The sequence below is a fragment of the Pantoea agglomerans NBRC 102470 genome, from assembly GCF_001598475.1.
Classification (GTDB): domain Bacteria; phylum Pseudomonadota; class Gammaproteobacteria; order Enterobacterales; family Enterobacteriaceae; genus Pantoea; species Pantoea agglomerans.
Window position 1 is genome coordinate 185,348 of sequence record NZ_BCZA01000006.1, and the last position, 14,019, is coordinate 199,366.

The 14,019-nt window shown below is 54.5% G+C and carries 15 protein-coding genes; 11 read left to right on the forward strand and 4 right to left on the reverse strand.

Going from position 1 to position 14,019, the window contains the following annotated elements; translation table 11 throughout:
- Positions 1–312 precede the first annotated feature (312 nt).
- Positions 313–3,042 (forward strand): cation-transporting P-type ATPase, encoded by a 2,730-nt coding sequence (locus PAG01S_RS13435; protein WP_062759022.1) that lies wholly within the window; start codon positions 313–315, stop codon positions 3,040–3,042.
- Here PAG01S_RS13435 and PAG01S_RS13440 read toward each other — a convergent pair.
- On the reverse strand, positions 3,031–4,062 hold the full coding sequence (locus tag PAG01S_RS13440; protein ID WP_062759024.1) for an AI-2E family transporter: 1,032 nt from the start codon (positions 4,060–4,062) through the stop codon (positions 3,031–3,033). The genes PAG01S_RS13435 and PAG01S_RS13440 overlap by 12 nt on opposite strands.
- 202 nt (positions 4,063–4,264) lie before the next feature.
- Between PAG01S_RS13440 and PAG01S_RS13445 the strand changes: the two genes are divergently transcribed.
- The 7 genes from PAG01S_RS13445 (at position 4,265) to PAG01S_RS13475 (ending at position 10,332) form a co-directional block, all read left to right on the forward strand.
- On the forward strand, positions 4,265–4,879 hold the full coding sequence (locus PAG01S_RS13445) for a TetR/AcrR family transcriptional regulator (protein ID WP_062759026.1): 615 nt from the start codon (positions 4,265–4,267) through the stop codon (positions 4,877–4,879).
- Positions 4,880–4,929: 50 nt separating this feature from the next.
- Complete coding sequence (locus PAG01S_RS13450; protein ID WP_062759028.1) at positions 4,930–5,829, forward strand: alpha/beta fold hydrolase; 900 nt, start codon at positions 4,930–4,932, stop codon at positions 5,827–5,829.
- 241 nt (positions 5,830–6,070) lie between these two features.
- Positions 6,071–7,258 (forward strand): M20 metallopeptidase family protein, encoded by a 1,188-nt coding sequence (locus PAG01S_RS13455; protein ID WP_062759030.1) that lies wholly within the window; start codon positions 6,071–6,073, stop codon positions 7,256–7,258.
- Positions 7,259–7,279: 21 nt separating this feature from the next.
- Positions 7,280–8,128 (forward strand): ABC transporter substrate-binding protein, encoded by an 849-nt coding sequence (locus PAG01S_RS13460; RefSeq protein ID WP_022624593.1) that lies wholly within the window; start codon positions 7,280–7,282, stop codon positions 8,126–8,128.
- 6 nt (positions 8,129–8,134) lie between these two features.
- On the forward strand, positions 8,135–8,860 hold the full coding sequence (locus PAG01S_RS13465; protein WP_010246779.1) for an ABC transporter permease: 726 nt from the start codon (positions 8,135–8,137) through the stop codon (positions 8,858–8,860).
- A 9-nt stretch (positions 8,861–8,869) separates the two neighbouring features.
- The gene (locus PAG01S_RS13470; protein ID WP_033773652.1) at positions 8,870–9,556 is read left to right on the forward strand and encodes an ABC transporter permease; all 687 of its coding nucleotides are present in this window, start codon (positions 8,870–8,872) and stop codon (positions 9,554–9,556) included.
- Positions 9,553–10,332: an ABC transporter ATP-binding protein gene (locus PAG01S_RS13475; protein ID WP_010246775.1), complete on the forward strand. Its 780-nt coding sequence runs from the start codon at positions 9,553–9,555 to the stop codon at positions 10,330–10,332. The genes PAG01S_RS13470 and PAG01S_RS13475 overlap by 4 nt, the downstream gene beginning before the upstream one ends.
- A gap of 125 nt (positions 10,333–10,457) precedes the next feature.
- On the opposite strand, the gene PAG01S_RS13480 is transcribed toward PAG01S_RS13475, so the two are convergent.
- The gene (locus PAG01S_RS13480; protein WP_062759032.1) at positions 10,458–11,183 is read right to left on the reverse strand and encodes a glutathione S-transferase; all 726 of its coding nucleotides are present in this window, start codon (positions 11,181–11,183) and stop codon (positions 10,458–10,460) included.
- 136 nt (positions 11,184–11,319) lie between these two features.
- Here PAG01S_RS13480 and PAG01S_RS13485 point away from each other — a divergent pair, with 136 nt between their 5' ends.
- Complete coding sequence (locus PAG01S_RS13485; protein WP_062759034.1) at positions 11,320–11,889, forward strand: TetR/AcrR family transcriptional regulator; 570 nt, start codon at positions 11,320–11,322, stop codon at positions 11,887–11,889.
- An 89-nt stretch (positions 11,890–11,978) separates the two neighbouring features.
- Here PAG01S_RS13485 and PAG01S_RS13490 read toward each other — a convergent pair whose 3' ends face one another.
- Positions 11,979–12,575, reverse strand: coding sequence for a TetR/AcrR family transcriptional regulator (locus PAG01S_RS13490; protein WP_062759036.1), 597 nt, complete (start codon positions 12,573–12,575; stop codon positions 11,979–11,981).
- 141 nt (positions 12,576–12,716) lie between these two features.
- Between PAG01S_RS13490 and PAG01S_RS13495 the strand changes: the two genes are divergently transcribed.
- Positions 12,717–13,142 (forward strand): RidA family protein, encoded by a 426-nt coding sequence (locus tag PAG01S_RS13495; protein WP_033768711.1) that lies wholly within the window; start codon positions 12,717–12,719, stop codon positions 13,140–13,142.
- A 78-nt stretch (positions 13,143–13,220) separates the two neighbouring features.
- The gene (locus PAG01S_RS21750; RefSeq protein WP_255265344.1) at positions 13,221–13,472 is read left to right on the forward strand and encodes a helix-turn-helix domain-containing protein; all 252 of its coding nucleotides are present in this window, start codon (positions 13,221–13,223) and stop codon (positions 13,470–13,472) included.
- 3 nt (positions 13,473–13,475) lie between these two features.
- On the opposite strand, the gene PAG01S_RS13500 is transcribed toward PAG01S_RS21750, so the two are convergent.
- Positions 13,476–13,985 (reverse strand): anti-virulence regulator CigR family protein, encoded by a 510-nt coding sequence (locus tag PAG01S_RS13500; protein WP_062759038.1) that lies wholly within the window; start codon positions 13,983–13,985, stop codon positions 13,476–13,478.
- Positions 13,986–14,019: the final 34 nt, after the last annotated feature.

Below are 14,019 nucleotides of genomic sequence, written 5' to 3' on the forward strand. Positions count from 1 at the left end.
CGTTGCGGCGACCGCGAGAATAACGAAACCGCAAAGCATGATAATGCTCTGTTTTTTCATCAGAGTTTCCTTTTGCGAGCCAGAGTATAAACCGATGCACACTGCATCAGCATACTTAAACCTTAGCTAAACAAAAACAACGTTGTCATTCTCATAATATAGGTTAGATTTAATTTAGCCATTTTATGTTATTCGTCAGACGTTTCTTACGTAAATATGATATCGGTCATTACCTGCAGGAGGGGCTGCCTGCAAAATGCATGTCTTTTAATTGCGCCTTTATTTCATCGCTAAATGGCACGAGGTTTATATATGCTAAATAATGATAAGCAGGATAAAGCGTTTGCTTTATCTGAGCGCCCCTGGTATCAGCGTAGTGTGGCAGAGATATTCTCCGAACTGCAGAGCTCATCAGCAGGATTATCCACCGCCACTGCGCAGGAACGCCTGCAGAAACACGGTCCCAATGCCCTTCCGCAAAAAGCTGAGAAATCGGCTCTGCTCAAATTCATCGCGCATTTTAAAGATGTGCTGATCTATATTCTGCTGGCCGCGGCGGTGATCACCGCGATCATGGGTCACTGGGTCGATACCTTTGTCATTATCGGCGTGGCCGTTATCAACGCCCTGATCGGCTTTATTCAGGAGAATAATGCCGAGAAGTCACTGAAAAGTATTCAGAACATGCTTGCCAGTGAAGCGATGCTGGTGCGGGATGGCAAACAGGTCACGGTCGCGACGCGCGATATTGTGGTCGGTGATGTGGTGATGTTACGCCCCGGCGATAAAATCCCGGCTGATCTGCGACTGTTTGAGGTCAATAATCTTCGGGTTGAAGAGGCGATTCTCACCGGGGAGTCGACGGTGGTGTCGAAGAACACCGATACGCTGAGCGGTGAAAAATCGCTGGGCGACCGTCTGAACCTGGCTTTTTCAGGTACTACCGTCAGTTCCGGCACCGCCGCAGGCGTGGTGATCGCCAGCGGCGGTGATACTGAGCTGGGCCATATCAACGAAATGATCAGCGGCATAAAAGAGGTTAAAACCCCGCTGCTGGTGCAGATCGACAAACTCGGTAAAGCGATCTTTTTCATCATCCTGCTGATGATGGTCGCCCTGTTTATCTTCGGCTATCTGCTGCGTGACATTCCACCGGGCGAGCTCTCGCTGTCCGTCATCAGCCTGGCGGTTGCTGCGGTTCCGGAAGGTCTGCCTGCCATTATCTCTATCATCCTGTCGCTGGGCGTGCAGTCGATGGCGCGGACCCAGGCGATTATCCGTAAGCTGCCGACTGTTGAAACCCTGGGCGCGATGTCGGTGATCTGCTCCGATAAAACCGGCACGCTCACCATGAATGAGATGACGGTGAAAGCGGTGGTGCTGGCGAAGAGCCGCTGGCGCGTCAGCGGAAACAGCTATGAACCCAAAGGGGAGATTGTTGCTGAGCAGGGCGACGCAAGTGGACTCTCTGCGGCACAGGATCCGCTGTTTCAGCAGTTCCTGCATGCGGTAGACACCTGTAATGAAAGCCAGCTGCGTCAGGAAAGTCAGGGACACTGGACGATTGTTGGCGGCCCGACTGAAGGCGCGCTGAAGGTGCTGGCGGCGAAGGGTCAGACGACACCTCAGCCGGTTGAGGTGGTGAGCAAGCTGCCGTTCGATTCCCTCTATAAATATATGTCGGTCAGCTGTGTTGCAAACGGCGAATCTTATGTGCTGCTGACCGGTGCGCCAGACGTGCTGCTGACGCTATGTCAGCAGCAGCAAACACCGGAGGGTGCAGAGCCGATAGACCGTGCGTACTGGGATGCCGCCATCACCACCTACGCCAGCGAAGGGCTGCGCACCGTTGCCGCCGCCTGGAAGAGAACCTCTGCACCCGTTACCGCGCTGGATCATGCCGATCTGAGAAGTGACATGGTGCTGCTGGGTCTGGCCTGTATGATGGATCCCCCACGTCCCGAGGCGATTGCCGCCATTGACGAGTGCCAGAAAGCGGGCATTCGCGTCAAAATGATCACCGGCGACCATCAGGAAACCGCTATGGCGATTGGTCAGATGCTGGGAATCGGCAACAGCCAGGCTGCTATCACTGGCTACCAGCTTGAACACATGAGTGACGCCGAACTGGCGGACGCGGCAAAAACCTATGACATTTTTGCCCGCACCAGCCCGGAACACAAACTGCGTCTGGTGAAAGCGCTGGAAGCGAGCGGCGAGATCGTCGGCATGACCGGCGACGGCGTCAATGATGCTCCGGCGCTGAAACAGGCCAACGTCGGTATTGCGATGGGTATCAAAGGCACCGAGGTGACAAAAGAGGCGGCCGATATGATTCTGGCCGACGATAACTTTGCCACCATCGCTGCGGCAGTCAAAGAGGGACGTCGGGTTTACGACAACCTCAAGAAAACCATCCTGTTTATTATGCCCACCAACCTGGCACAGGGTCTGCTGATTATTATCGCGATTCTGATGGGCAATCTGCTGCCGTTAACCCCGGTACAGATTCTGTGGATGAACATGGCAACATCCGCCACGCTGTCGTTTGGTCTGGCGTTCGAGCCTGCTGAAGCCAATGCGATGCGCCGGCCACCGCGCAATGTTAAAGCGCACGTGATGGACGCTTACGCTATCTGGCGCGTGGTGTTTGTCGGTCTGCTGATTTCAATCAGTGCCTTTGTGCTGGAAGCCTGGCTGCAACCGCGTGGCTACAGTGCCGAGTTTATCCGTACCGTGCTGCTGCAGATGCTGGTGACTGCGCAGTGGGCCTACATGCTTAACTGCCGTAACTCTGATGGCTTCTCACTGGATCGCGGTCTGCTGAAAAATCGCGGTATCTGGCTGGTGACGCTGGTACTGATTGTCCTTCAGGCGATCATTATTTATGTGCCATTAATGAACACGCTGTTTGGTACCCGTCCACTGCCGATCAACTACTGGCTGATTTCGCTGATTGTCAGTATCGCGATCTTCATCATAGTTGAGATTGAAAAACGCCTCACCCGCGCATGGCGGGTGAAGACGCCATCACTGAGTTAATTCTGCCTCCAGGTCCTGCTGCGGATAGCTCGCCAGCAGGACCTTTTTAATCAGATAGGTCAGTGGAATAGCCAGTATCCCGCCCGTAATCCCCAGTAACGCCTGCCAGAACAGAAACGCCAGCAACTGCGTGGTCAGCGCCAGATTGAGTCGCTTCCCAATCAGCAATGGTTCGATCACCGAACTCAGACAGAGGTTCAGCACCACAAAGAATCCTGCTACCGCCAGCGCGATCTGTAAATCAAACATGATGTAACTCTGGATCACCGGCGGAATCGCGGCCAGAAAGGAGCCAAGCACCGGCACGTAATTAAAGATGAACATCAGCACGCCCCAGAAAAAGGCAAACTTCAGCCCGATCAGATGCGCACCGACGCCCACGATTAACCCACCCAGAATACTGGTCAGCGTTTTCACTCTGGCATACACAATCACGCTCTGAATTCCCTCCTGCAGCGCCAGATAAAAGGCCTGATGTTTTCCCTTTACCCGCTGTTGCAGTGCAGCTTTCAGCAGCGGCATCTCATAGAGCATAAACAGCAGCATCAGGAACACCATGATCCACCATGAGATGACGCCAGGGATTTGCGTCAGAAACGCGGTGACGATGCGCACTATCGCACCCGCATCCACAAAGGTCAGCAACTGGTCGGGCGTCATACCGATATCAAGCCGGGCAAAGGCCAGCGTCAGCTGTTCAAGCCGGGCCGCCAGTAGCACGGGCGCCTGACGGCTGAGCTGCATTAAATCGGGCGTCAGCACGGTTAACTTGAGGATAGTGACCATCATGATCAACAGCATCAGCATAATCACCAGCAGTGACGAGACGATGCGCGGTATGCGTTTGTTTTCCAGACGGGTAATCAGGGGATCAAGCATGATGGCCAGTAACATCGCCAGCAGGACCTGATTGATCAGCGGTGCTGCCAGATAAAGGCCGGTCAGAATAATGGTCAGACAGGCGAGGATAAACAGCACGCGTGCCAGTGGCGGCCAGAGGGTAAACCAGCTCAGTCCCATGATTGGGCTCCTTCAGCAAAGATAAGCTGCAGTATAGATGAGGCTTAAGCTTCAGTGCTTTGCGTCAGGTCAGAGGGGGGGAAGGGTCTGGATAACGGTTATGAAATGCGTATCAGCGTCTTGATGCATTGTTTAGCTGCAGGGAGAAAGATTTTCATTGCGGGACAAATCAGTCTATCTTAAAGGAAATGATCATTCTCTAATGGTGTTAGCGATGAACGATAACCGTTATAAAGAGCGGGGACGACCGCGGGCGTTTGATACCGATGCGGCACTGGACAGCGCAATGCTGGTATTCCGGCAAAAGGGCTATCACGCCACCTCGATCGGCGATTTGGGCCAGGCTATGCAGCTCACTACCGGCAGCATCTATAAAGCTTTTACCGACAAGCGCACGCTATTTGCAAACGTCTTTGCTCGCTATCTCTCAATGCGTAACAGCAGTTTAGCCGCGCGGCTGGCGCAATGTGAAAATGGCCGTGAGCAACTGGCGGCGCTACTCAATTTTTATGTGGATTCAGTGCGCGATGTAGAAGGTGAGCGCGGCTGTCTGGTGGCTGTCAGCGCCTTAGAGCTGCAAACTCTGGATGAGGAACTTGCCGGAGCCGTCAGCGCGGCGCTGATACGCAACCAGCAGAATCTGCAGCAGATAATCAGCCTGGGTCAGCAGGATGGTTCGGTCAATCCTGCACTGGACAGAGAGGCCACCGCTTCGCTGATGCTTTGCATCGTGCTGGGGATGCGGGTCGCCGGTAAAGTTGCTGCGACCCGGCCCGATGCCAGCATCATCCCCCTGGCGCTAAAGATACTCGACTAAATTTTTTACACATTAAGGAATCGATCGTTTCCTTATTATCCGGAGGTTTTATGCGCGTATATCCACTCTACCAGCACCACTTTATTAACATTGACTCGCAGCGGCTGCACTACCTCAGCGCAGGCAGTGAACACGCTGAGGCTGTGGTTCTGCTCGCGGGTTTCCCGCAAAGCAGTTATGCCTGGCGGGAGGTTATTCCCTTGCTTGCCAGCCGCTTTCAGGTGATCGCACCCGACCTGCCAGGGCAGGGTGATTCTGACTTTCCTGCCAGTGGTTACGACACTGACAGCGTGGCAGAGCGCATACTGGCGCTGCTGAACCAGCTGGGTATCGAACGCTTTCATCTGGCCGGGCATGATATCGGGGCGTGGGTCGCCTGGTCACTGGCGGCAGGCCATCCCGAAAAGGTCAGCCGTCTCGCGCTGCTGGATGGCGGCATTCCCGGTATCACGCTGCCTGACTTACTGCCAATGGTGGGTGATAGCGCCTGGAAAACCTGGCATTTTGGATTTCACTGTGTGGATGATTTACCGGAAGCGCTGATCACTGGCAGAGAGGCGATCTACCTCGACTGGTTTTTTAACCGTAAGTCAGCCAATCCACATCGCATAGATGCGGCGGCCCGTCATGAATATCTGCGCGTTTTTCAGCAGCCCGGGGCCTTGCGGGCCGGACTGGCTTTTTACCGCGCTTTCGCACAGTCGGCAGAGCAGAATCGACAGCGCGCGTTAAAAGGCAAACTGACTTTACCGCTGCTGGCTGTCAGTGCCGACCAGGGATCGATACCCGATATGGCCACCCCGCTGCGCACCGTAGCGCATCAGGTAAGCAGTGAAACTGTTCTCAACTGCGGCCATTTTATTCCCGACGAACAACCCGAGAAATTAGCGGAAATACTGGCAGACTTCTTTATTCCCTCTCCGGATAAAAGCGCAATATCACCTCAGTGACAGTAGGGAAAGTAATGTCGTGTGGCGGATTATTAATATTATTGCTGATCTGCTGTTATCTCATACAGGTTTCCAATAAATAACACTATCTTATTGATTTTTAAGTATGTAGAGCAGGCTGTTGCGCGTTGCTTTCTGTCGCGTGCTGTGAATAAATAAACGGTCATCAACGTCCGCCATCAGGATGAGATTAAAATAGCGGTCGGCAGCAGAGTGCCGATCGCATATTGCCGGGGCTGCTATGAATCAGGAAAAAGCACGACTGGCCGGGGAAATAAAAGCCAGAGTTAATGAACTTGAATCGCAGTTAGTGGCGATTCGACGTGATATCCATGCGCATCCGGAATTAGGCTTTGATACGCTGCGCACCGCCAGTCTGGTCACAGACTATCTGCAGGCGCTGGGACTTAATCCCCGCACCGGCGTTGGCCGCAGCGGTGTTGTGGTGGATATCGACGGCGCAGAGCCGGGTAAGACGCTGCTGTTGCGCGCCGACATGGACGCGTTGCCGATCCATGAGCAGACCGGTTTACCGTTTGCCAGCCGCTATCCCGGAAAAATGCACGCCTGTGGGCATGATATTCACACCGCAACGATGCTGGGTGTGGCAACGATCCTGCCGCACTATCGTCAGCAACTCAAAGGCCGGGTCCGGCTGATATTCCAGCCCGCGGAAGAGACGCCAGAAAGTGGCGCTGAGGCGATGATTGCGGACGGCGCGGCAGATGGCATCGACTGGGCCGTGACCCTGCATAACAAGCCTGAACTGGCTGCGGGAGAAGTCGCCCTGACGCGCGGGGCCAGCACCGCCTCCAGCGATGAATTCGACGTTACGGTGCATGGCGTATCGACCCACGCGGCACGTCCGCACATGGGCACCGATCCTATCATCGCGACCGTGCATCTCATCAGCCAGCTACAGATCCTCATCTCGCGTGAACGCGATCCCGCTCACTCCGCCGTATTAACCATCGGGCACATTCAGGGTGGTACCACCCACAATATCATTCCCGATAGCTGCCTGTTTCAGGGCACCATCCGTACTAAGTCGCCGGAAGTACGCGCTGCTATGGAAACCTCGTTTAAACGGATGTGCGAAGGGGTGGCGCTGGCGCAAAACGTACGGGTGGAGGTTAACTTCCAGCGTGGTGTCCCGCCTCTGATGAATGACGATCGCCTGATCGATTCACTGGAACAGATTCTGTCGCATCAGTTTGATAAGCCCATCATCGCGCAGCCCAGCGCCAGCTTTGGTGCCGAAGATTTTTCACTGTTCACGGAACGGGTACCGGGCTGCCAGATTCATATTGGATCGGCCACGCCGGGCCGTGACGATCACCTGCATAACTCCGACTATCAGCCGGACGAACGCAGCATTACCGCCGGGACGCAGGCGCTGACCCGCCTTGCAATTGATTTACTCTCTTAATAATAAATAAATGAGGTTTATATGATGATGCGTAACCGCCTGTTCACGGCTTCTCTGACCGTGGCACTGCTCGCCACTTCCGCGTTCAGCCAGGCGAAAGATTTCGGCACCCTGAAGTTTGCGACTGAAGCGGCTTATCCTCCGTTCAACCAGACCACACCGAGCGGCAAAATCGTCGGCTATGAGCCGGATATGGTGGCGGAGCTGGCTAAACGTGCTGGCTTTAAATATGAAATCATCGCCCAGAAATGGTCGGGCATGATCCCGGGTCTTATCGACGGTAAATATGATGCGGTGATCGATGCGGTGACCGTAACGCCAAAACGTGCTGAAGCGATCGATTTTACCCATCAGTACACCGTCAGCGTCTCCAGCTTTGTGACTGCGAAAAAAAGCCCGCTGGCCACGCTGCCAGGCAGCGGCACGATTGTGACGGCGGATGATGACGCCGGCATGAAAAAAGCGATCGACGATCTGAAAACCACCTTCAAAGGGAAAACCATCGCGGTGCAGGTCGCCACCATTCAGGCGGATTTCCTGCAGAAATACCTGGGCGACGTTGCCACTATCCGCACCTATCAGGCGGGTCCTGAAACCTTCGCCGACCTGATGAATGGCCGGGTGGATGCCGTCATGGCGTCTCGTACCAACCTCAACGCCTTTGTGAAAAAACATGCTGAGGCGATCAGCAGCAGCGGCTATGGCTTCTCCGGTGGCGTGCTGGGCGCAGGCTCGGCGATTGGTCTGCGTAAAGGCAACAGTGAGCTGCAGCAGGTGCTGAATCAGGCGCTGGACTCCATGATCAAAGATGGGACGCTGAGCAAACTGTCGATCAAATGGTTTGGCGAAGATGTCGCGCCGAAAGCGTAACCGCTGATGCTGATGAATATTGACTGGCAGATACTGGGCTTCGGGGATGAGGGCTGGGGTGGCGTGCTGCTTAATGCCGCCGCCGTCACCGTCAGCGTGTCGTTATGCGCCTGGCTGCTGGGTGCGTTGCTGGGCAGCGTGCTCTGCTGGATGCAGATTGCCGGTTCACGCTGGCAGCAGCGACTGGCGGCAGGCTATATCACACTGTTTCGCGGCGTGCCGGAACTGCTGGTGATCTACCTCTTCTACTTCGGTGGACGACAGGTGGTCTCCACCGTGGGCACCGCGCTGGGCTTCCAGGGACCGTTTGATGTGAACGGTTTTGTGGCGGGCGCGATTGCCATCGGTCTGATCTCCGGTGCCTATCAGAGCGGGGTATTCCGTGGCGCTTTCTACGCCATTCCCGGCGGAACGCTGGAAGCGGCGACCGTGACCGGCATGGGACGGCTGATGATGTTTCGCCGCATTATCGTGCCGCAGGCGTTACGCACTGCGCTGCCCGGCATGGGCAACCAGTGGCAATCGGTGATCAAAGAGTCGGCGCTGGTCTCGGTAACCGGACTGGTGGAAACGATGAACCAGGTCTCCACCGCAGCCAACTCCACCCAGATGTCCTTTTTCTTCTACAGCGTGGGTGCGGTGATCTACCTGATTATCACCACCTGTTCCGATATGGTTTTCCGCTACGTGGAAAAGTTTGCGATGCGCGGTCAACAGCGCGTGAAGGGGTAAGGAGTCCACGTGGATATGATGTTTTTACAGCAGACGCTGCTGGCGCTGCTGAAAGGATTGCCGCTGACCATCAACCTGGCGCTGCTCTCACTCTTTGGCGGCGGCGTGCTGGCGCTGCTGCTTAACCTGCTGCGCATGACGCGTGTCGGCAGCGTTTTCTGTCGCTTCTACGTCTGGCTATTTCGCGGTACGCCACTGCTGATCCAGATCTTTATGGTCTATTACGGCCTGGGCAGTTTACCGGCGGTGCGGGAAAGCCTGTTCTGGCCGCTGCTGCGCGATCCCTACTGGTGCGGCTTACTGGCGCTGATTCTCAATGATGCCGCCTATACCTCGGAGATCCTGCGCGGCGGGCTGCGTGCCGTCAGTCAGCAGTCGCTGGAGGCCGCTAAAGTCTCAGGCATGTCGTCGTATAAAATCTTTACCCGCATCACCTTACCGATTGCGATTCGACAGGCATTGCCGGCCTACAGCAATGAGATCATCTCGATGATCAAAGCAACGTCGCTGGTCAGCACTATCAGCCTGATGGAGATGACCGGCATTGCCGACTCGATAGTCTCTTCCACTTTCCGGGCGCTGGAGGTGTTCCTGAGCGCGGCGGTGATCTACCTGATACTCACCATGCTGGTCAGCAAAGGCGTATCGATGCTGGAACGACGCTTATCACCTTACTATTTTGGAGCACGCTCATGACCGCACCTACCATCATGCTGAGTCATCTCAGAAAGAGTTATGCGGGACACGAAGTGCTGCACGACATCAGCCTGACCGCGCAGGATGGCGATGTGATATCGCTGATTGGTGCCAGTGGGTCGGGCAAAAGTACGCTGTTACGCTGCATCCCGTTTCTTGAAGTACCACAGGCGGGTGAAATTGCGGTAGGCGAGGTGAACGTCACGCTGGATAACGCCGACGAAAAACTGAGCCGCGAGCAGCGCCGTCGCATCAAGCTGATGCGAATGCAGCTCGGCTTTGTATTTCAGAGCTTCAACCTGTGGCCGCATAAAACGGTGATGCAGAACATCATTGAAGCGCCGGTTCATGTGCAGAAGCGCAGCCATAAAGAAGCGATTGAAGAAGCAGAAGCGCTGCTCCATAAAGTGGGACTCTATGCAAAACGCGACGCCTGGCCGTCGCAGCTTTCCGGCGGACAGCAGCAGCGTGTGGCGATTGCACGGGCGCTGGCGCAGCAGCCGAAAGCGATACTGTTCGATGAGCCAACTTCCGCGCTGGATCCGGAGCTGGTGGGCGAAGTATTGCGGGTGATCCGCAGTCTGGCGGAAGAGGGACGAACCATGATTATCGTCACCCATGAAATGGGCTTTGCGCGCGACGTGTCGAACAAAGCGGTGTTTCTGCACCAGGGCATGATTGAGGAGTCCGGTTCGCCGGAGCAGGTGTTTCTCGATCCGATCTCGCCACGCTGCCGCGCCTTTGTAAATAGCCACTTTGAGCGCAATGCAGGCTGAAGCGGCATTCTGATAAGGCTGACGCGCGGAAATTTCATGTTTTGAGATCAGAAAACCCCCGGAAGATTTCCCGGGATTTTTTTAATAGCCGCCAGACCACGTTATCCAGAACGATCAGCGCGATCTTACGCCCGGTCCTGAGACGATGCAGCAGCAGCAGGGCGGCCAGCTTCAACCATTGCCTGCCATTGCTGATAGCTGGGGCGGCTCTGGATTTTTGCATACCACGCTTTCAGGGCGCGACACTCGTCAGGAACAGCAAGATTCACCAAAGCCGCGAAAATCATTCCGCCGGTTACGGCGATATCCGCCATCGAAAATGTATTGCCCGCGACATAAGGTTGTGAGCGTAAAACGCCGTCAAAGTAGTGCATCCCTCTGATGGCCTTTTCACGCATCTTCGCACCCCATTCCGGATTCTGATAGAGCTCCACCTCCGGCCCCAGTCCTGCTGTGGCATGATGGAAATAGACGCTGACCGCATCAAGAAATTCGATCTCAGCCCGTTTGGTCATCATATGGATAACGCCTTTTTCTGCCGGCGTGACGCCAGTCAGAACCGGATTGTCATCCAGCACATCGAGATATTGCGTAATGGCGGTGCATTCAGCGATCAGCGTTCCGTCATTCAGCGCTAAAACCGGCAGGGTTCCTGAATAATTGATCGCTAAAAATTCAGGTTTTTTATGCTCACCTTTCCACAGGTTGACTGGAATAAATTCGACCTCAGAAAGTAATCCCTTTTCCGCCAGGGCAATCCGGACCCGTGCAGGGTAAGGGCCATCATACCAGTCATAAATCTTCATCGCGGGGAGTGACGGAACTGCAGATGCATTGTGGATATCAGTCATGATTAAGTTACCTACCTGTCAATTGGTAGTTGGATTGTGGTACCGAACTTTTCTCCTGTCAATACCTGTCTACCAGTTGGCAGGTAAATATTTTCCCCTTATAATGCGTCTCCACCTCCTGAAGGAAAACTGAGTTATGAGCCTGAACGCGCGGGAAGCCATTCTGGCCGCAGCAAAAAGTGCTGCCCAGAATCATGGCTATAACGGGATTAATTTTCGCAGTATCGCTGACGAGGTAGGCATCAAGAATGCCAGTATCTATTATCACTTCGCCAGTAAGGCCAATCTGGGGGCCGCGGTTGCCAGCCGATACTGGCAGGATACGGCTGAGGATTTAAAGACTATACGCGAGCAAAGTGCCTCATCGGATGAAGCGTTGCAGCGCTATCCGCAGATTTTCCGCAAGTCGCTTGAAGATGCCAACCGGCTCTGTCTCTCCAGCTTTATGGCGGCGGAATATGAAGATCTGCCCGAGGAAGTGAAGCGTGAGGTTCAGTGTTTTGTCGATGCGAACGTCGAGTGGCTGACAGAGGTCCTTTGCGAAAAGTCGCCCGATAACGCGGAGAAAAATGCGCAGCGTGCGCTGGCAATTTACACCGCAGTTGCTGGCGCGCAGTTAATAGCCCGCACGCGCCAGGATATAACCATTTTTGATAACCTGATTGCGACCTATCAGGAGAGCGGCCTGATTCCGCTGTCACACTGAATTAAAACGACACCGCGCCTGAAAGAGATGCAGGCGTCAGCACTCAGAGCTTCAGGGCTATCAGTGAAAGCAGCAGTGAACATTCAGGGTTAAATTGCACTATGGCGCAAGCCGCCTGCCAGTTGTGTGAACACGTCGATCATCTTTGGCAGCGCCTTTTCCGGCTCGCTGCTGGAAGCGACCCACAGTGCGGCATTCAGCGCCGCGCTGTTCAGCAGATGAGCGGCGGCATCGGCGTCGACCGGCTTCATTATCCCGCTGTCGATAAGACTGGTAATCGTTTCACGCGTGGCTTCCAGGCAGCTGTTCTGGCTGGGCCATTGGGAAGGATCTCCCAGAAAAGCCGGGCCATCGCGCAGCACAATGCGTTGCACTTCGGCATCCATTGCCATGCGGATGTAGGCGATGCCTTCCGCCACCAGCTTCTCCCACGCATCGCTCACCCCAGACGCTGCCGCTTTAGCCTGCTGGGCCATTTCGCCATCAACCTGTGCGACGACCGCCGCAAGCAGCCCCTTTTTATCACCAAAATTGTGGTAGAGCGCCCCGCGTGTCAGACCTACGCTGGCCGTCAGTTCATCCATTGACGCAGCGGCAAAGCCTTTTTTGGCAAAGGCTTTGCGTGCTGCTGCAATCAGTTTTGCCCGGTTCTCTTCCATTGTTTCAGCGCGACGTTTAACGGCCATACACTCTCCTTTCACATACGCGAGGTATATTAATTGACATACGCGACGTATGTGTGATTAATGTGACATACGCCGCGTATATTAAATCAAACTCGTGTGCGCTGCATCCTGCAATCCGCTAAAGGCTATTGAGGAAATTCTATGATCACCCGCGAACCTATTTTTCCTGCCAATCGTCACGCGCTCTATGAGCAGCATGGTTATTCAGCGGCTATCCGCTCAGGCGATCTGCTGTTTGTCTCAGGTCAGGTGGGCAGCCGTGCCGACGGCACGCCGGAGCCTGATTTTGCTGCTCAGGTAGAACGGGCATTTGAGAATCTGGCAGCCACGCTCGCTGCGGCAGGGTGTACCTTTGACGATCTGATCGATGTCACCACATTTCACACCGATCCGGAGCATCAGTTCGAAACCATCATGCAGATAAAGCAGCGCGTTTTTCCGCAGCCTCCTTATCCTAACTGGACAGCGGTGGGTGTGACGTGGCTGGCGGGATTTGATTTTGAAATAAAGGTGATTGCGCGCATTCCCGATCAACGGGACCAACGGAGCCTGTCACAGAGTGCATAAAGCATGAGTGGCAATCTGCCTGTCAGGCACTTTACTCCGGAGACGGGTGCTGCGATGACATGCCGGACGTGAAATAAGCTGGCATTACAGACAGGGATGTCCCGCGCTGCATTTGCAAAACACTTTGGTCAGACGGTTGGAATTACGCCCATAGAATCTCTGACGCAATGGAGGATGCTACTCGCCAGCGATCGTCTGCAAAATTCAGGCGAGACGATTTCAGGCGTTTCTGCCGCGCTGGGATATGAGTCGGAGAGCGCCTTCAGAAAAGCATTTAAGCGTGTTACTGGCGCTCCACCAGGAAAGTTAACCCGTTCGAAAAAGTTTTGAAGGTTAATCGAAAACCCCATTAATTACGGCGGTCACGACAGCGGTGCTCAGGGCTATCAGCACAAGATCATCTCCGACGGCTCGCCATTCGTAACCAGGATAATAGGGCAGCTCATTTAGCATTGATGCTGGCAAACTTTTTTTGGCGATACCTGGAGGCAAAGGTTTACCACGCGCAACTTTTTTAGCTATTCCTGGCGGCAAAGACTGATAGCCTACAAGGCCATAATTGACGGCAAGGTTACGTGCAAGAGAGTAGTTGATATCTGACTCGACGTGATCGGGCCGTCCAGCGTTCTTACGATTTCCATGTTTGTCTTTCGGACCCGCATTACCATGCCCCTTGTTTCCGTGCTCTCCGCTTTTGCCGTTATTACCCGGGTTTCCGCTATTACCATTACCCTGACCGCCACCACCGTTGCCGTTGCCCGGATTTGCGAAAACGGGCGCAGCAAGCACGGTACAAGATATCACCACCGCAAATGCGGCTTTTAAAGCGCGAGATTTGAGCATGTGATCTTTCCTTAATATTATTCAGTAATCTGAA

What these genes read in the sequence shown, in the direction of transcription:
- PAG01S_RS13435 (WP_062759022.1), top strand. Translation starts at nt 313, where the DNA reads ATGCTAAATAATGATAAGCAGGATAAAGCGTTTGCTTTATCTGAGCGC.
- PAG01S_RS13440 (WP_062759024.1), bottom strand. Translation starts at nt 4,062, where the DNA reads ATGGGACTGAGCTGGTTTACCCTCTGGCCGCCACTGGCACGCGTGCTG.
- PAG01S_RS13445 (WP_062759026.1), top strand. Translation starts at nt 4,265, where the DNA reads ATGGTGTTAGCGATGAACGATAACCGTTATAAAGAGCGGGGACGACCG.
- PAG01S_RS13450 (WP_062759028.1), top strand. Translation starts at nt 4,930, where the DNA reads ATGCGCGTATATCCACTCTACCAGCACCACTTTATTAACATTGACTCG.
- PAG01S_RS13455 (WP_062759030.1), top strand. Translation starts at nt 6,071, where the DNA reads ATGAATCAGGAAAAAGCACGACTGGCCGGGGAAATAAAAGCCAGAGTT.
- PAG01S_RS13460 (WP_022624593.1), top strand. Translation starts at nt 7,280, where the DNA reads ATGATGATGCGTAACCGCCTGTTCACGGCTTCTCTGACCGTGGCACTG.
- PAG01S_RS13465 (WP_010246779.1), top strand. Translation starts at nt 8,135, where the DNA reads ATGCTGATGAATATTGACTGGCAGATACTGGGCTTCGGGGATGAGGGC.
- PAG01S_RS13475 (WP_010246775.1), top strand. Translation starts at nt 9,553, where the DNA reads ATGACCGCACCTACCATCATGCTGAGTCATCTCAGAAAGAGTTATGCG.
- PAG01S_RS13480 (WP_062759032.1), bottom strand. Translation starts at nt 11,183, where the DNA reads ATGACTGATATCCACAATGCATCTGCAGTTCCGTCACTCCCCGCGATG.
- PAG01S_RS13485 (WP_062759034.1), top strand. Translation starts at nt 11,320, where the DNA reads ATGAGCCTGAACGCGCGGGAAGCCATTCTGGCCGCAGCAAAAAGTGCT.
- PAG01S_RS13490 (WP_062759036.1), bottom strand. Translation starts at nt 12,575, where the DNA reads ATGGCCGTTAAACGTCGCGCTGAAACAATGGAAGAGAACCGGGCAAAA.
- PAG01S_RS13495 (WP_033768711.1), top strand. Translation starts at nt 12,717, where the DNA reads ATGATCACCCGCGAACCTATTTTTCCTGCCAATCGTCACGCGCTCTAT.
- PAG01S_RS13500 (WP_062759038.1), bottom strand. Translation starts at nt 13,985, where the DNA reads ATGCTCAAATCTCGCGCTTTAAAAGCCGCATTTGCGGTGGTGATATCT.